17 protein-coding genes are annotated in these 16,566 nt (G+C 73.5%); 10 read left to right on the top strand and 7 right to left on the bottom strand.

Features of this window, described 5'->3' with window-relative positions:
• Positions 1 to 37 precede the first annotated feature (37 nt).
• Positions 38 to 1,021: a S1C family serine protease gene (locus tag ACZ67Q_RS35500; protein WP_471190614.1), complete on the top strand. Its 984-nt coding sequence runs from the start codon at positions 38 to 40 to the stop codon at positions 1,019 to 1,021.
• Positions 1,022 to 1,059: 38 nt separating this feature from the next.
• On the opposite strand, the gene ACZ67Q_RS35495 is transcribed toward ACZ67Q_RS35500, so the two are convergent.
• Positions 1,060 to 2,175 carry a CapA family protein gene (locus ACZ67Q_RS35495; protein WP_471190612.1) on the bottom strand — a complete coding sequence of 372 codons (1,116 nt, stop codon included), beginning with the start codon at positions 2,173 to 2,175 and terminating at the stop codon, positions 1,060 to 1,062.
• Positions 2,176 to 2,344: 169 nt separating this feature from the next.
• Here ACZ67Q_RS35495 and ACZ67Q_RS35490 point away from each other — a divergent pair, with 169 nt between their 5' ends.
• The 5 genes from ACZ67Q_RS35490 to ACZ67Q_RS35470 all read left to right on the top strand — a co-directional run bounded on the left by ACZ67Q_RS35490 (position 2,345) and on the right by ACZ67Q_RS35470 (position 7,357).
• Positions 2,345 to 3,460, top strand: a complete 1,116-nt coding sequence (locus ACZ67Q_RS35490) for a Gfo/Idh/MocA family protein (protein WP_471190610.1) — start codon at positions 2,345 to 2,347, stop codon at positions 3,458 to 3,460.
• On the top strand, positions 3,457 to 4,380 hold the full coding sequence (locus ACZ67Q_RS35485) for a DUF6807 domain-containing protein (RefSeq protein WP_471190608.1): 924 nt from the start codon (positions 3,457 to 3,459) through the stop codon (positions 4,378 to 4,380). Before ACZ67Q_RS35490 ends, ACZ67Q_RS35485 begins: the two co-directional genes overlap by 4 nt.
• The gene (locus tag ACZ67Q_RS35480) at positions 4,374 to 5,114 is read left to right on the top strand and encodes a cupin domain-containing protein (protein WP_471190606.1); all 741 of its coding nucleotides are present in this window, start codon (positions 4,374 to 4,376) and stop codon (positions 5,112 to 5,114) included. The genes ACZ67Q_RS35485 and ACZ67Q_RS35480 overlap by 7 nt, the downstream gene beginning before the upstream one ends.
• 297 nt (positions 5,115 to 5,411) lie before the next feature.
• A complete protein-coding gene (locus ACZ67Q_RS35475) occupies positions 5,412 to 6,158 on the top strand; it encodes a cyclodityrosine synthase (protein ID WP_471190604.1) in 747 nt (248 codons plus the stop codon).
• Positions 6,155 to 7,357: a cytochrome P450 gene (locus tag ACZ67Q_RS35470; RefSeq protein ID WP_471190603.1), complete on the top strand. Its 1,203-nt coding sequence runs from the start codon at positions 6,155 to 6,157 to the stop codon at positions 7,355 to 7,357. The genes ACZ67Q_RS35475 and ACZ67Q_RS35470 overlap by 4 nt, the downstream gene beginning before the upstream one ends.
• 112 nt (positions 7,358 to 7,469) lie before the next feature.
• On the opposite strand, the gene ACZ67Q_RS35465 is transcribed toward ACZ67Q_RS35470, so the two are convergent.
• Positions 7,470 to 7,769 (bottom strand): hypothetical protein, encoded by a 300-nt coding sequence (locus tag ACZ67Q_RS35465; RefSeq protein ID WP_471190601.1) that lies wholly within the window; start codon positions 7,767 to 7,769, stop codon positions 7,470 to 7,472.
• 87 nt (positions 7,770 to 7,856) lie between these two features.
• On the opposite strand from ACZ67Q_RS35465, the gene polX reads away from it, so the two are divergent.
• The 4 genes from polX to ACZ67Q_RS35445 all read left to right on the top strand — a co-directional run bounded on the left by polX (position 7,857) and on the right by ACZ67Q_RS35445 (position 11,639).
• Positions 7,857 to 9,596, top strand: a complete 1,740-nt coding sequence (polX, locus tag ACZ67Q_RS35460) for a DNA polymerase/3'-5' exonuclease PolX (protein ID WP_471190599.1) — start codon at positions 7,857 to 7,859, stop codon at positions 9,594 to 9,596.
• A gap of 81 nt (positions 9,597 to 9,677) precedes the next feature.
• Positions 9,678 to 10,319, top strand: coding sequence for a phosphoribosyltransferase (locus ACZ67Q_RS35455; protein WP_471190597.1), 642 nt, complete (start codon positions 9,678 to 9,680; stop codon positions 10,317 to 10,319).
• A gap of 2 nt (positions 10,320 to 10,321) precedes the next feature.
• A complete protein-coding gene (locus tag ACZ67Q_RS35450) occupies positions 10,322 to 11,194 on the top strand; it encodes a universal stress protein (RefSeq protein WP_471190595.1) in 873 nt (290 codons plus the stop codon).
• 1 nt (position 11,195) lies between these two features.
• Positions 11,196 to 11,639 (top strand): TIGR03668 family PPOX class F420-dependent oxidoreductase, encoded by a 444-nt coding sequence (locus tag ACZ67Q_RS35445; protein WP_471190593.1) that lies wholly within the window; start codon positions 11,196 to 11,198, stop codon positions 11,637 to 11,639.
• Positions 11,640 to 11,675: 36 nt separating this feature from the next.
• Here ACZ67Q_RS35445 and ACZ67Q_RS35440 read toward each other — a convergent pair whose 3' ends face one another.
• From ACZ67Q_RS35440 to ACZ67Q_RS35420, 5 genes are all read right to left on the bottom strand, one after another.
• Positions 11,676 to 12,134, bottom strand: coding sequence for an archease (locus ACZ67Q_RS35440; protein WP_471190591.1), 459 nt, complete (start codon positions 12,132 to 12,134; stop codon positions 11,676 to 11,678).
• An 88-nt stretch (positions 12,135 to 12,222) separates the two neighbouring features.
• The gene (prcB, locus tag ACZ67Q_RS35435; RefSeq protein ID WP_471190589.1) at positions 12,223 to 13,068 is read right to left on the bottom strand and encodes a proteasome subunit beta; all 846 of its coding nucleotides are present in this window, start codon (positions 13,066 to 13,068) and stop codon (positions 12,223 to 12,225) included.
• A 95-nt stretch (positions 13,069 to 13,163) separates the two neighbouring features.
• Entirely contained in the window at positions 13,164 to 13,733 is a 570-nt protein-coding gene (locus ACZ67Q_RS35430) for a class I SAM-dependent methyltransferase (protein WP_471190587.1), read from the bottom strand.
• Between the two features lie 15 nt (positions 13,734 to 13,748).
• Positions 13,749 to 15,581: a glycoside hydrolase family 15 protein gene (locus ACZ67Q_RS35425; protein ID WP_471190585.1), complete on the bottom strand. Its 1,833-nt coding sequence runs from the start codon at positions 15,579 to 15,581 to the stop codon at positions 13,749 to 13,751.
• A 102-nt stretch (positions 15,582 to 15,683) separates the two neighbouring features.
• Positions 15,684 to 16,463, bottom strand: coding sequence for a DeoR/GlpR family DNA-binding transcription regulator (locus ACZ67Q_RS35420; protein WP_361633171.1), 780 nt, complete (start codon positions 16,461 to 16,463; stop codon positions 15,684 to 15,686).
• Positions 16,464 to 16,566: the final 103 nt, after the last annotated feature.

Here is a 16,566-nt window from a genome sequence, read left to right as displayed (position 1 = left end):
CATGTAATCAACGCCGGGCGAGCGGAAGGGGCGCCCCGTGGCCGGGACTCTCTTCGAGCCCGACCGCTCCGGCAAGGAGCAGGCCGCGCTCGACGCGTATTCACGGATCGTCACCTCGGTGGCCGCCGAGCTGACGCCGAAGGTGGCGGCGGTGACCGTCGCGCACCGGTGGACCCGTGGCCGGTTCGTGCGGGGCACCGGCTCCGCCGTGGTCTTCACGGACGACGGGTTCCTGCTGACCAACGCCCACGTCGTGGGCCGCTCCGACGCCGGTACGGCCTCCTTCGCCGACGGCACGACCGTGCCGTTCCACGTCATCGGCGCCGACCCGCTGTCCGACCTCGCGGTGGTCCGGGCCGACGGGCCGACGCCCCCGCCGGTGCGGCTCGGCGAGGCCGACACGCTGCGGGTCGGGCAGCTCGTCGTCGCCGTGGGCAACCCGCTCGGGCTGGCCGGCAGCGTCACCGCGGGCGTGGTCAGCGGCCTCGGCAGGTCGCTTCCGACCAGCGCGGGTATCGCCACCCGAATCGTCGACGACGTCGTCCAGACCGACGCCACCCTCCATCCCGGCAGCTCCGGAGGCGCGCTGGCCACGGCGGACGGAGCGGTCGTCGGCATCAACACCGCGATCGCCGACGTCGGCCTCGGCCTCGCCATCCCGGTCAACGGCACCAGCCGGCAGATCATCGCCGCCCTGCTGTCGGCGGGTCGCGTACGCCGCGCCTACCTGGGCATCGCCGGCACCCCCGCCCCCTTGCCCCCGCCGGTGCGCGAGCGGACCGGGCGGCGCACCGGACTGCGCATCGCCGAGGTCGTCCCCGCCTCCCCGGCCGCCCGCGCGGGACTGCGCATGGGCGACCTGCTGCTCACCGCCGACGGGGATCCGGTGGACAGCGCCCAGGCCCTGCAACGCCGCATGCTGGAGGACGCCATCGGCCGCCCGCTGGCCCTGACCGCGCTGCGCGGGGACGCCCTGGTCGACGTGATCGCCACGCCCGTGGAACTGGTCGCGGAGGACTAGAAAACCCTGGCGCGACCCCGGGTGAGAGGCTGCGCGGTTCACGGACTGCCGCCGGCCACCCGCCCCACGAGCACCCCGTCGTCGCCGAGTCCGATCCGCACGCCCTCGCTGATCCGGTCCAGTACCGTCCGCAGCCACTCACAGTCCTCCTCGGGCGCCCCCTCCAGCCGCATCCGGCGGGACCGCAACGGCAGCATGCGCAGCCCGGCCAGGGCTCCGGTGCCGCGCTCGACGGTGGCCAGGAACGCCAGTCGCAGGTCGTCGCGGTACCGCTCGTAGCCGGTGATCCCCTCGTAGTCGTCGACGAAGTCGCCGCAGCCGTGCAGGATCAGCCGGCCCCGGTACACCTCGACGGGCCGGGGATGGTGCGAGGAGTGGCCGTGGACCACGTCCACGCCGCCGTCGACGAGGGCGTGCGCGAAGCGGACCTGCGCCGTCGGCACGCGGTAGCCCCAGTTGGAGCCCCAGTGCACCGACACGACCGCGAGATCGCCGGGGCGCTTCACCCGCCGCACCCGGTCCACGACGGCGTCGGCCGCGGCGGTGGTCAGGGCGGGCAGGTAGGCGATGCCGGAGCGGTCCGGGCCCGCCGCCCAGTCGGCCGGGACACCGCTGCAACCCGTCCCGATCGCGAACACCAGGACCCGCCCGCCGCCGGCCGGCACCACCGCGGGTGCCTGCGCCGCGTCGGCATCCGGCCCGGCGCCCGCGGTGCGCAGGCCCGCCCCGGCCAGCGCGGCGAGCGTCTCGGCCAGGCCCGGGCGGCCGAAGTCCAGCACATGGTTGTTGGCCAGTACGCACACGTCGGGGCGGATCATCAGCAGGGCCGGAAGGTTGGCCGGGTGCATCCGGTAGTGCACCCCCTTGCCCGGAGCGAAGGCGTCACTGCGGGTCACCGACGTCTCCAGGTTGACGATCCGCACGTCCGGGGCCTCGGCGTCCAGCGCGGCCAGGGCTTCGCCCCACGGCCAGGACGGCGGGACCGGGGCCGGCACGGGGCCGCTCGCCGACTCCGCCAGCCGGACATAGGTGCGCGCGTCACCGACGTACTCCTCCCGCAGCGCGGGCTCGCCAGGGTGCGCCAGGATCTGGTCGACGCCGCGCCCGAGCATCACATCGCCGCACAGGAACAGCGTCACGGTGCCGCCGCCCATGCCTCCACGGTACGGCGGGCTGTCGTTGCGGCCGGGAATTTCCCACCGCGGGGTTGTCCTGCTCCTCCCGGGACCCTAGGGTCTCCTGTCGGGAGAGTAAGCGCTTTCTACGGCGCGGCGCTCTCAGTCGCTGTCCCCACCCGGTCGCCGAGCATCCGAGGAGCGCCGCATGCCCCCGCCTCCCGCCCGCCGCCGCGTCGCCGTCATCGGCACCGGTGCCATCGTCACCGGTGGTCATCTGCCCGCGCTGGAAGCCCACGCCGACCGGGTCGAACTGGTCGCCGCCGTCGACGTGGACCAGGGTCGGCTGGACGCCTTCCGCGCGCTCGCGGGCGAGGAGGTCGCCGGGTACACCTCGACCGGCGCCATGCTCGACGCCGTACGCCCCGACCTGGTGCTCATCGGGACGCCGCCGGCGCTGCACCAGGAGCAGGCGACCGCCGCACTCAAGGCGGGTGCCTGGGTGCTGTGCGAGAAGCCGCTGTGTCTGTCGCCGGCCGAGTACGACGACATCGCCGCCGCCGAGCGGGCGTCCGGCGCGTACGCCTCCGTCGTGTTCCAGCACCGCTACGGTTCCGGCGCGGTGCACGCCCGCGAGCTGATCGCGAGCGGGGAGCTGGGTGCTCCGCTCGTCGCGCACTGCCAGACGACCTGGTACCGCGACGCCGGCTACTACGCGGTTCCGTGGCGCGGGCGCTGGGCGAGTGAGGGCGGCGGGCCGACCATGGGGCACGGCATCCACCAGTACGACCTGCTGCTGCACCTGCTCGGCGAGTGGGAGGAGGTGCGGGCGATGGCCGCCCGGCTGGTGCACGACTGCGAGAGCGAGGACGTCTCCACCGCCCTGGTCCGCTTCCGCTCCGGCGCGCTCGCCACCGTCGTCAACAGCGTCCTGTCGCCCGACGAGACGAGCCGCATCAGGATCGACTGCGCCGACGCGACCGTGGAGCTGACCCACCTCTACGGGCACGGCAACGACGACTGGGTCTACACCCCCGCCCCGCACGTCCCTCCCGAGCGCGCCGCCGCCTGGCGCAGCCCCGCCGCCGACGTGCCCAGCTCGCACACCGCACAGCTCGGCGCCTTCCTCGACGCCTACGACGCGGGCGTACGGCCGCCCGGCAGTGGCCCGCAGGCGCGCGCCACGCTGGAGTTCGCCGCCGCCCTGTACAAGGCGGCGTTCACGGGCCGGCCGGTGCGGGCCGGTGAGATCGGCCCCGGCGACCCGTACTACGCGGCCATGCACGGCGACCACCCCGACTGGGCCCCGAAGGAGACCGCATGAACATCCGGGTCAGCCACGTCCACGGCGAGCACATCGCGGTCGAGACCACGAACGGCGTCGAGATCCTGCGCTACGTCTACCGGCCCGACCCGGACCCCTTCGAGTCCCGCAAGCCGTACGCGCATCCGCTGCGCACCCTGGCCGGCCGCACGGTGACCGGATACCGGCCGAGCGACCACCGCTGGCACAAGGGCCTGCAGATGACGGCCAGTCATCTGTCCGGGCAGAACTTCTGGGGCGGCAACTCCTACGTCCACGGCCGGGGGTACCTCGCGCTGCCCGAGCGGGTCGGCGCCATGCGCCACGAGGGTTTTACGTCCTTCGCGGCCGAGGGCGAACGCCTCGCGTTCACCGAGGAGCTGACCTGGGTCGCGCACTGCGGTGAGGAGTGGGCGCGGGAGGAGCGCGGTCTCACCGTGCACGCCGTGGACGAGGTGGCCGGCGCCTGGGCGCTGGACTGGTCGATCCGGCTCACCAACCTCCGTGACCAGCCGCTGGTGTTCGGGTCCCCGACCACCGCCGGCCGTGAGATGGCCGGCTACACCGGCCTGCACTGGCGCGGCCCCCGCGACTTCACCGGCGGCCGTGTCCTCGCCCCGGACGGGGAGGGTGCCGACCAGCTGATGGGCCGTCAAGAACCCTGGCTGGCCTTCACCTGCGAGCACGACGAGGTGGACGGCCACTCCACGCTCGTCTTCGCGCACGCGCCGGAGAACCTCGACGAAGCGACCGCGATCCACGCCTCCCACTGGTTCGTGCGCAGTGAGCCCGTCCCGACCGTCGCGGCCTCCTGGGCGTTCTTCGAAGAGTTCACGCTCGCGCCGGGGGAGACCTTCGGCTACCGCTACCGGATGGTGATCGCCGACGGCGCCTGGGACCGCGAGCGGGTCGCCGCGTACCTGAAGGGGCTGCCATGGTGACGCCCTCGCCCGCGGCCCCGTTGCCGGGCGCCGTGGGACTGTCCCATCTGCGCCCCTACGACTGGGAGGCCGCCGACGGGGTCTGCGGCGGCAGCCCGCATCTGCACCTCGTGTCCACGGAGGCGTACGTCGTGACAGGCGGCCGGGGCGCGGTGCAGACCCTCGGCGCGGACGGCTGCCGGGACATCCCCCTCGAGGCGGGCTCCCTCGCCTGGTTCTCGCCGGGCACCGTCCACCGCATGGTGCAGGGCGGCGATCTGCGCGTCACCGTGCTGATGCAGAACAGCGGTCTGCCGGAGGCCGGGGACGCGGTGTTCACCTTCCCGCCCGAGGTGCTCGCCGACCCGGAGGCGTACGCGGCCGCGGCCACGCTCCCGCCGGGCACCGGCCCCGAGACGGAGGCCGCGGCCCGGCGCCGCCGGGATCTCGCCGTGGAGGGCTACCTCCCGCTGCGCGCGGCCCTCCTCGCCGGGGACGACGGCCCGTACCGCGCCTTCCAGCGTGCCGCCGCCCGCCTGGTGCGCCCACGGGTGCCCGCCTGGCGTGAGCTGTGGCGGGCGGGCGCCCTGGCCGCGGCGGTGCGCACCGGCGCGCAGCTCGACGCGCTGGAGGCGGGGCAGTCCGTCCACCTCGGCGAGGCGAGCGCGTACGAGAGCGCGCCGACCCGGCGCGGCGGCTTCGGGATGTGCGGCCGCCGCGACGAGTACGCGTGGCCATGGGTGAACAGGAAGTGAACTCAGTATGATGACAAGGAAAACGACTCGTTTCCGCGCCTCGGCCTGGCTTCGACCGGGTTGCCCAAGGGGCGTCTTTCCGCCGTCGCTGCGGCGGTGAAGGCCCGTGCCGGGCGGCCCGGCTGGCTTGAAGTCGACGCTCCCGCCTGTGATTTGAGGTCTTGCTACAAGCGTTTTCGGCCAAAGTGATCTGTGACGCCCCGTGTTCGCACCGACGCACATAGTGTGTGGGCGCCGCGTCGCTACACCCAGGGCACAGGGCCCTGCCGGGACTTGCGCGCGGCGGAGGATCACCCCTTGACCACAGCATCCGTGCTGATGGCCGACGTCTTCCAGGTCCAGCCCTACACCTCGCACTGCCGGGTCATCCACGACGAGGGCGCGCACGCCGTCATCGGTGTGTCCCCCGGCAACAGCTACTTCTCAGCCGGGCGGCTGCACGACCTCGCCCGCTGGGGGCTGAACCGGTTCGAACGCGTCGACTTCGTCTACACCGACCTCTACGTCGCCGAGATGTACGAGGCGTCCGGCTACACCCCCGACGACGCCCGCCGCAAGGCCGTGAAGAACCTCAGGGGCGTACGCGCCAAGGTGCGGGACGCGGTCATGGCGGCCGACCCGGACGGCACGCGGCTGCGCTGGCAGCCGATGTCGGCCTTCCAGGCCAACGACGCCTACCGCGACCTGCACCAGCACCTCACCCGCCGGCTCGGCACCGACGACGACTTCCGGGCCGTGTGCACGGCGCTCGTCAGCCGCTTCCTCACCGCCCGCGGAGAACCGGCGAGCGAGCGGCAGCGCGCCGTGTGCCTGGAGTACGTCTGCGCGGAGGCCCCGCTCTTCCTCGACACCCCGGCCATCCTCGGCGTGCCGTCCTCGCTCAACTGCTACCACCAGCTGCTGCCCATGGCGGAGCTGCTGTACGCGCGTGGCGCCGGACTGCGCGCCTCCCGCAACCAGGGCCACGCCATCGTGACCCCGGCCGACGCCGACCCGGCCGGATCCGCCCCCGCCCCCGCCGCTGTCCAAGGAGCCGCCGCATGACCACCAGCACCGTCCAGACCCCGCCCCTGCTCGACTTCCCCTTCTCCTGGGACGGCTCCCGGGTGCCCGACGAGGTGGCCGCGCTGCGGGAGGCGGCTCCGGTGACCCGGGTGCGGACCATCGCCGGCGACGAGGCGTGGCTGGTGTCGTCGTACCGGCTGTGCCGGCAGGTCCTCACCGACGGCCGGTTCTCCCTGAAGGACACCTCCGCCCCGGGCATGCCCCGCCAGTACGCCCTGACGATCCCGCCCGAGGTCGTGAACAACATGGGCAACATCACCGGCGCCGGCCTGCGCCGCGCGGTGATGAGGGCGCTCAACCCGAAGGCCGAGGGGCTGGAGGAGTGGATACGAGGCGAGGCGCACCGCCTCGTCGACCTGCTCGTCGCCGAGGGGCCGACCGCCGATCTGCGCGGCGCGTTCGCCGAGCCGTACTCCGCCGGGATGCACTGCCACATCCTCGGCATCCCCACCAGCGAGGCCTCCGCGTTCCTGCGCAGCCTCGACATCGCCTTCATGAACTCCCCGTGCCCGATCACCGGCGCGAAGATCAACTGGGACCGGGACATCGCCCGGATGACCGGCCTGCTCAACGACCCGGCGACCGGCGGGCTGATGGGAGAGCTGTCCGCCCTGCGCGACGACCCGGACTACGCCCACCTCACGGACGAGATGCTCGCCACCGTCGGTGTCACCCTGTTCGGCGCGGGCGTGATCTCCACGTCCGGCTTCCTCACCATGGCCCTCGTCCATCTGCTCACCCACCCGGAGCTGTGGGCCCTGGTACGGGAGCGGCCCGAGGTGACCGGAGCGGCCGTGGAGGAGCTGCTGCGGGTCAACCTCTCCATCGGGGACGCGCTGCCCCGGATCGCGCTGGAGGACGTCACCCTGGGTGACGTGCGGGTGCGCGCGGGCGAGCTGGTGCTGGTGCTGGTCGAGGGCGCCAACTTCGACGAGGAGCGCTTCCCCGACCCGCACCGCTTCGACATCGAGCGTCCCAACGCCGCCGACCATCTCTCCTTCGGCGGCGGCTCGCACTACTGCCCCGCGACCGGGCTCGGCCGCCGTCACGCCGAGGTCGCCCTGGAGGTGCTCACCGAGCGCCTGCCGCAGCTCGCGCTCGCCGTGCCGGTGGAGCAACTGGTGTGGCGTACCGGGTTCATGAAGCGCATCCCGGAGCGGCTGCCGGTCGCCTGGTAACGGCGCCCGGCAGTCGTCCGGCCGGCGGCAGCCGCTGCCGGCCGCACCGAGTCGGCCTGCTGGGCGCCGTCCGCCCCGCAGGTCGCTCCCCGCCGAGCGGGCCGTAGCCGGATCAGGCGTGCCGGTGCGGCCTGCGCATCATGTCGTGCAGCGTCGTGCTCTCCTCCGTCTCTACGACGCGCGGCTCCCGGCGACGGCGGCGCACCGCACCGCTCCTCATCATCGCCAGTGCCAGAGCGGCGATCAGCGCCAGCGCCAGGCCCGAGCAGAAGAGGGCCAGCCCGTTCATCGTGGCGATGTGGTGGTCGAGAACGGACACGGAGTAGTGGGGTCCGCCGCCCAGGTTGCCGGCGATCGCGAGGACGGTGAAGGCCACCGTGGCCGCGAGGAGGAGGAATCCGAGCAACAGCATGCGAGTCATCTCCCCGAAGAGCCCGGAAGAGGGGGTGCTCTGCGGGTACCCCCTGCCGCCGCCGCGTACCGCACCTACCCTGGAGGTGTGGCTCGATCCAACGACGAGGTCGCCGCGCTGTTCCAGGAGTACGCGGACCTGATCTCGATCACCGGGGGAGACGCGTTCCGGGCACGTGTCTACGAGAAGGCTGCCCGCGCCATCGGCGGCCACCACGCCGACGTGGCGAGCCTGGACGTCAAAGGGCTCCAGGAGATCCCGGGCGTCGGCAGGTCGATCGCCGAGAAGATCACCGAGTACTTCCGCACCGGGTCCGTCTCCGCCGTCGAGGAACTGCGCGCCCGCATCCCGGCCGGTGTCCGGCGGCTGACCGCCATCCCCACCCTCGGCCCGAAGAAGGCCCTGGTGCTTTACGAGGAACTCGGCGTCTCCTCCGTCGAGGAGCTGACCGACGCCATCCACGGCGAACGGCTGCGCGACCTGAAGGGCTTCGGCCCGAAGACCGAGCAGAACATCCTGCACGGCATCGAACTGCTGCGGTCCGCCGGCGACCGCGTCCTGCTCGACGTCGCCCTCGACCTCGCCGACGACGTGGTCGCAGCCCTGTCCGAGGTGACCGGCTGCGCCCGCTGCGCCTACGCCGGCTCCCTGCGCCGCGTGAAGGAGACCGTCGGCGACCTCGACGTCCTCGCCGCGGCAGACGACTCCGGCCCGCTGATGAAGGCGTTCACCGACCTGCCGTACGTCAGCGAGGTCATCGCGCACGGCACCACCAAGACCTCGGTGCGCACCACCAAGGGACTCGCCGTCGACCTGCGGGTCGTACCGCCCGACTCCTGGGGCGCGGCCCTGCAGTACTTCACCGGCTCCAAGGCGCACAACATCCGCACCCGCGAACGCGCGGTGCACCACAAGCTGAAGCTGTCCGAGTACGGCCTGTTCGACACCGAGAGCGGCGAGAAGATCGTCTCCGAGACCGAGGAGGACGTCTACGCCCGGCTCGGGCTGCCCTGGATCCCGCCCACCCTGCGCGAGGACCGCGGCGAGATCGAGGCCGGGTTGCGCGGCGAACTGCCCGACCTGGTCACCGAGGCCGACCTGCGCGGCGACCTGCACACCCACACCGACCTCACCGACGGGCTCGCCCCGCTGGAGGAGATGGTCGCCGCGGCCGCCGACCGCGGCTACGCCTACTACGCGGTCACCGACCACGGCCCCGACATGGCCATGCAACGCATGACCGACGAGCGGATGCTCGCCCAACGCGAACGCGTCCGCGCCCTCGACGGCACGTACGGCAAGGGCCGGGGCATGCGCCTGCTGCACGGCGCCGAACTCAACATCGGCCCCGACGGGGAGGTGGACTGGCCGGCGCAGTTCCTGGCCGGTTTCGACCTGTGCGTGGCCTCCGTGCACTCCCATTTCACCCAGGACCGCGCCACGATGACCCGGCGGCTCGTGCGCGCCTGCGAGAACCCGTACGTCGACATCATCGGCCATCCCACCACCCGCCTCATCGGCAGGCGGCCCGGGATCGACGCCGACCTCGACGCGGTCTTCGCCGCCTGCGCCCGCACCGGCACCGCCCTCGAGATCAACGCCCATCCCGATCGGCTGGACCTGCGCGACGAGGACATCCTGCGGGCCAAGCGGCACGGCGTCAGGTTCGCCGTGAACAGCGACGCCCACTCCACCCTGCACCTGGCCAACATGCGCTACGGCATCGGCACCGCCCAGCGCGGCTGGCTCACCGGGGACGACGTGATCAACACCTGGCCGCTCACCCGGCTGCGCCGCTTTCTGCGGCAGGGCCGCCCGGCCCGCTAGCTCGGCGTGTGCGGCCGCCGGCCGCCGGGTACCCGGCCCGCAGCCGTACGGCGGCCGGCGTCGGAAGGAGACGCGAGGCGCATGGAGTTTCGTGACCGCACCCAGGCCGGTCGGGAACTGGCCGAGCAGCTGCGCATCCGGCACGACAAGGGCGCCCTCCCGCACCCCTTGGTCCTCGCGCTGCCCCGCGGCGGTGTGCCCGTGGCCCGCGAGGTCGCCCGCGCCCTGGGCGCCCCGCTCGACGTGCTCGTCGCCCGCAAGATCGGCGTGCCGTTCCAGGAGGAGCTGGGCGTCGGCGCGCTCGCCGGGGACGACCCGCCGTTGTTCGACGAGTGGGCGCTGAACCGGCTCGGCCTCACCCACGAGGCGCTGGCGGGCACCGTGGAGCGCGAGCGCGCCGAACTGCACCGCCGCGAACGCCTCTACCGCGGCGGCCGCCCGCCGCTGGACCTCGCCGGACGCACCGTGATCCTCGTCGACGACGGCCTCGCCACCGGGGCGACCGCGCGCGCCGCTGTCCGCTGGGTCCGCCGGCAGGGGCCCGAACGCGTCGTCGTGGCCGTGCCCGTGGCCGCCCCCGAGTCCGCCGACCTGCTCTCCCGCGAGGCCGACGAGGTGGTGTGCCTGTACCGGCCGGCCGACTTCCGCGCCGTCGGCCTGTGGTACGAGGACTTCGAGCAGCTCAGCGACGCCGACGTGCTCGACGCGCTGCGGGAGGGATGAACATGGCCGCCCCGCCCGCGCCCCGCGCGGTGCTCGTCGGCGTCGACGACACCTCCGACGCCTGGCTCGCCGCCGACTGGGCCGCCACCGAGGCCGACCTGCGCGGCACCGCACTGCGCGTCCTGCACGCCGTCGGCCCGGGCAGCCCGGCCGGTGAGGGAGCCGACGCGCGCGTCCTGGACGCGGCCGCCTCCGTCCTCGACGACGCCGTGGCCCGCATCGCCGCCGGCCACCCCGGGGTGCCCCTGGACACCGCGCTCGCCCACCAACAGCCCGCCGAGGCCCTGATCGACGCGGCCCAGGACGCCGAGCTGATCGTCGTCGGCACCCGGGGCCGCGGCGGCTTCTCCGGACTGCTGCTGGGCTCGGTGAGCCTGCGCACCGCCGCGCACGCGGACCGCCCGGTAGTCGTCGCCCGCGGGCACACCGAGAAGGCCGCGTACGGCAGCATCGTCGTCGGCGTACGCGACGAACGGGACGCGGACGCCGTACGGTTCGCGCTCGCCGAGGCACGGCTGCGCGGGGTGGGGGTGCGGGTGCTGCACGCCTGGACCCCGCTCGCGCGGGCCGGGCTGGTGGTGCCCCAGGTGAGCCAGGTGGACGACGAACAGCACATCCACACCCGCGTACTCGCACACGCGGCCCGGCCGATCGCCGAGTTTCCGCAGGTCCGGGCCGACACCGACCTCGTCATCGGCACCCCGGCGGCCGCCCTGGTGGACGCCTCCGCGCGGGCGGGTCTGGTCGTCGTCTCCCGGCATCCGCCCGCCGGCCGCTTCGCGCTGCGCCTGGGCAGCGTGGTGCACGCGGTGCTGCACCACGCCGAGTGCCCGGTCGCCGTCGTCCCCACCACGTACGCGGCGGAGGAGACCTGAGGTGCCCGCGATGGACGAGGACGAGGCCCGCCGGCGGTTCACCGGTGCCCGGGTCGCCCGGCTCGCCACCGTCGACGCCGGCGGCCACCCGCACCTGGTGCCCGTCGTGTTCGCCGCCGACGGCGACCGGATCGTCACGGCCGTCGACCGTAAACCGAAGGCCACCCAGCGGCTCAAGCGGCTGCGCAACATCGCCGCCCACCCGGCGGTGAGCCTGCTCGCCGACGCCTACGACGAGGACTGGGACCACCTGTGGTGGGTGCGGGCCGACGGCGACGCCCACGCCGTGCCGCCCGGCACCGCCGACCCCGCGGCACGCGAGCAGCACGCAGGGGCGATCACCCTGCTGCGGCGCAAGTACCCCCAGTACGCCACCCATCCGCCGGACGGCCCGGTCGTCGTCGTCGCCGTCACCCGCTGGACCGGATGGCGCGCCACCCCCTGACGCCGCGACGGACGACCGGGCGGCGCGGGTGAAGCGTCACGCGTCGATGGTCAGCGAGCAGGACCAGCCGTACGGCCCCTGCCCGAGATGCAGCTCGTGCCAGGACACGCCCCGCGGGAGCGCGCCGGTGATCTCCACGTCCGCCATGTCGGCCACCGCGAGGCGCACGTCCAGCTCGTCGTCCTCCGCGTCCGCCTCCACGTCCACCGGCACCGTGCCGTACACCTCCAGCCGGTAGACGACCTCCTCCAGCAGCGCGGCCAGCAGGTCGTCGTCGCCCGTCCCGGCCACCCGCAGCCGCTCCACCGCCGTCGGCCGCACCCGGGACACATCCGCGAAGCACTCCACGACCCCGAGAACCGCCTCCGCCAGACAGTCCTCCCGGCTCGCACCCCACGCGTCGATCCGGACCTCGGCGCTGTGCGGCACCGCGCGGTGACCGCTCCCGCCCGGTCCGCGCGCCAGACTGTCGTCACCCGTGTCACCGTTGACCATGTCCCCCGTGTGCCCGCTCGCCCGCGGGGCACACGGACCGGCCGGTACCCGCCCGGGGTTGCGCGTTCCAGATCCCGTCGGCCGCGCGTCAGAGGACCGGCGCGAGGGGGCCGTCGGGCCTCTCGCCGCGGCGCCGGACGACCTCCCGCGCGATCTCGGCGACCTCCTGCTGGGGCAGCCACCGAAAGCCGTCCCGCGTGACCAGAGCGACCAGCGGGAACAGCCGCCGGGTCGGATCCGGGCCGCCGGTCGCCGAGTCGTCGTCGGCGGCGTCGTACAGCGCCTGCACCGCCGCCGTGACGATCTCCCTCTCCGGCAGCCCCTCGCGGTACAGCTTCTTCAGCGCGCCCCGCGCGTACACCGACCCGGAGCCGGTCGCGGTGAAGCCCCGCTCCTCGGTACGGCCGCCGGTGACGTCGTAGCCGAAGATCCGGCCCTCGCCCCGGTCCAGGTCGTAGCCCGCGAAGAGGGGCACCACGGCCAGGCCCTGCATGGCCATCTGGAGGTTGCCGCGCACCATCGTGGTCAGCCGGTTGGCCTTGCCGTCGAGGGAGAGCGCGGTGCCCTCGATCTTCTCGTAGTGCTCCAGCTCCAGCTGGAACAGCCGGACCAGCTCCACCGCGATCCCGACCGTACCGGCGATGGCGACCGCGGAGTGCTCGTCCGCCGGGAACACCTTCTCGTACTCGCGGTGGGCGATGACGTTGCCCATCGTCACCCGCCGGTCGCCCGCGACGAGCACCCCGTCGGCGTAGGTCGCCGCGACGATCGTGGTGCCGTGCGGCGCCTCGAACCCCGGTGCCGGGGACGGCAGTTCGCGGCTGCCCGGCAGCAGGTCGGGCGCCTGCGCGGCGAGGAAGTCCACGAAGGACGACGTCTCGGCGGCCATGAAGGAGGGCGGCAGTCCGCCGTCGGTGCTCGGGTGGGCGCTCATGGCGTTCCTTCCTGTCGCGGGCGGGCCGGCCGTGGGACGTCCCCGTGTGCGACGCACCCTACCCGCGGCGCGGCGCGCGCATGCGGCACCGCCGCTCAGGGGCGCAGGGCGAGACAGTGGTAGCCGTCCAGGTCCTCGGAGTCGACGCGGGACCAGTCGGCGGTGAGGAGTTCGGCGTCGGCCGGGGGGAGTTCCCAGGGGTGCGGCTCGCCGTGCGACGGATCGTGCAGCGACGTGCCGACCCAGAAGACGCCGCCCGGGGGGAGGAGGCCGCGGACGCGGGCGAGGAAGGCCGGCTTGTCGGGGATCCAGCGGAAGACCAGCCGGCAGGTGATCAGCGCGTAGGCGGGGTGGGACAGCAGCCCGTCCAGGTCGCCGCTGGTGAAGTCCGCCTCCCGCACGTCCAGTTCGGGGTGGCGCCGACGGGCACCGGCGACCGCCGTCGGCGCGCAGTCGACGGCGGTGACCCGGTAGCCCAGCCGGTGCACGCGGGCCGCCAGCTCGCCCAGACCGCAGCCGATGTCCAGCGCGGGCCGCCCCCCGCCCGGCCCGACCTGCCGCCGCAGCACCTCGGCCTCCCGTTCGTCGATCGTGCGGTAGCGGCGGCCCGACCGCCACACGGGCTCCCAGTACTGCGCCGCCGTCGGCACACTCCCGTCCGTCATGCGGGGTCCCCTTCGCTAGCCGAGTGCCCGGTCCAGGTTGAACGCCGCACTGATCAGGGCGAGATGCGTGAACGCCTGCGGGAAGTTGCCCTGCTGCTCGCCCGTGTGGCCGATCTCCTCCGCGTACAGGCCCAGATGGTTGGCGTACGTCAGCATCTTCTCGAAGGCGAGGCGGGCCTCGTCCAGCCGGCCGGCGTGCACCAGGGCCTCGACGTACCAGAAGGAGCAGATCGAGAAGGTGCCCTCGTCGCCGCGCACCCCGTCGGGGCTGGTCAGCGGGTCGTAACGGTAGACCAGGGAGTCGGAGACCAGCTCCCGGGTGAGGGCGTCCAGCGTGGACAGCCACTTCGGGTCGGTGGGGGCGATGAACTTGCTCAGCGGCATCATCAGGACCGCCGCGTCCAGCACGTCGCCATCCTCGTGCTGGACGAACGCCCCGCGCTTCGCCGACCAGCCGCGGTCCATGATCCGGCGGTAGATCGTGTCGCGGCACGTCCGCCAGCGGACGAGGTCGGCGGGCAGCCCGCGCCGGTTGGCCATACGGATGGCCCGCTCGATCGCCACCCAGCACATCAGCCGCGAGTAGAGGAAGTTCTTACGGCCGCCCCGCGTCTCCCAGATGCCCTCGTCGGGCTGGTCCCAGTGCGCGCACACCCAGTCGACCAGCGCGCACACGTCGTCCCACTGGTCGCTGGAGATCGGCTTCGCCCACTTGTCGTAGAGGTAGATCGAGTCGACGAGCGCGCCGTAGATGTCGAGCTGGAGCTGGTCGGCGGCCGCGTTGCCGACGCGTACCGGCGCCGAGCCGAAGTGACCCGCCAGGTCCGGCAGTTCACGTTCCGGCAGATCGGTGCGGCCGTCGATGCCGTACATGATCTGCAGCGGCCCGGCCCCGTGACAGTCGCCGGGGCTGATGTGCCGGGTGACGAAGTCCATGAACGCCTCGGCCTCCTCGCTGAAGCCGAGGCGCAGCAGCGCGTACACGCAGAACGCGGCGTCGCGCACCCACACGTACCGGTAGTCCCAGTTGCGTTCACCGCCGAGCTGCTCGGGCAGGCTGGTGGTCGGCGCGGCGACGATCGCGCCGGTCGGCGCGTAGGTGAGGAGCTTCAGGGTGAGGGCCGAGCGGTGCACCATCTCCCGCCAGCGGCCTCGGTAGCGCGAGGCGGACAGCCAGCGGCGCCAGTACGTCACGGTGGCGGCGAACTGCTCCTCGGCCTCCCGGCTCGCGCACCGGCGGGGCGCCACGTCACCGTCGACCTCGTCCAGCGCGAACACCGCCGACTCGCCCTCGGTGAGCTTGAACTCCGCCCGCACGTCCTGCCCGTCGGGCTCCAGCGGGACGGTCGAGGTCAGGGCCAGCGAGAGCCGGCCGGTGGAGAAGACCGCGGTGTCGCCGACCAGGCGCAGGGTGTGGGCGCGGGAGGCGTAGTCGAAGCGCGGGGCGACCCGGGCCCGGAACGGCACCATGCCGCGCACGCAGAGCACCCGCCGGATCAGCCGGTGACGTGAGCTGTCCGCCGGGTCGCCGCCGAGCGGCATGAAGTCCTGCACCTCGCCCACGCCGTCCTCGGTGAAGAAGCGGGTGATCAGGACGTTGGTGTCGGGGAAGTAGAACTGCTTGGTACGGGCCGCCCCGCTCGCCGCCAGCTCGAAGCAGCCGCCGCGCTCGGCGTCCAGGATCGCGGCGAAGACACTCGGCGCGTCGAACGAGGGACAGCAGTACCAGTCGATGGTGCCGTTCGTCCCCACCAGCGCGACGGTCCGCAGATCACCGATCAGTCCGTGGTCGGCGACCGGCAGACAGCCGTCGCACCGGCTCGCACCCACGTCCGCTGCCTGGGCCATCACAGCCTCCCTGGACCTGTGCCCGCGGGACGGCTTCCAGCTTAGAGGCCGGGCCCCGGGGCGGCGCCCCGAGGTGTGCAGGCCGGGCGCGGGGGCCGCTCGTCAGACCGTCACCACGTCGATCCCGGCCTCCTCCAGCCGCCGCACCTCCTGCGGGTCCGCCGCCGAGTCCGTCACCAGCGTGTTCACCGTCTCCGCCGCGCAGATGCGGGCGAAGGCACGGCGGCCCAGCTTGCTGGAGTCGGCGGCGACGATCACGCGCTCGGCGCGCTCGCACAGCAGCCGGTTGATCGCCGCCTCCGCCTCGTCGTGCGCGGCGGCCCCGTGGACCACGTCGAAGGAGACGACACCGAGCACCGCGACATCGAGGGTGATCTGTCCGAGCACCCCGTCCGCGAGCGGCCCGATCAGCTCGTAGGACTGGGCGCGCGCCACCCCGCCCGTCACCACGATCTTGAACTGCGGCCGTACGGCCAGCTCGTTGGCGATGTTGAGGGCGTTGGTGACGACGGTGAGCGCGGGGGAGCCGGACGCGAGGTCGCTGCGCACGGCGAGCGCGCGGGCCACCTCGGTGGTGGTCGTGCCGCCGGTCAGGCCCACGGCCTCGCCGGGCGCGATCAGCTCGGCCACCGCCCGGGCGATGCGCTGCTTCTCCGAGGCGCGCCGGGCCGTCTTGTAGCGCAGCGGCAGTTCGTACGACACCCCGTGCACGACCGCGCCGCCCCGGGTGCGCACCAGCATCTGCTGCTCGGCCAGCTGGTCGAAGTCGCGCCGGATCGTCGCGGCCGACACCTCCAGCTCGGCGGCGGCCTCCTCGACGTCCAGCCGGCCGCGTTCGACGAGCAGCTCCAGCAGCGCCTTCCAGCGGGCGTCGCGCGACATCCGCACCTCCGTCTTCCCTTGTCTCGGCTCCTCGGTGACCCTAGCGCACCCCCCGTGGCGTCGAATGCTTGAAGTTGCTCGAAAGCTCGCTATATCTTGCATA

Source organism: Streptomyces sp. NPDC036813 (assembly GCF_055609245.1).
The sequence above is the reverse complement of the archived record's forward strand: the minus strand, read 5'-3'. Positions and strand labels throughout refer to the sequence as shown.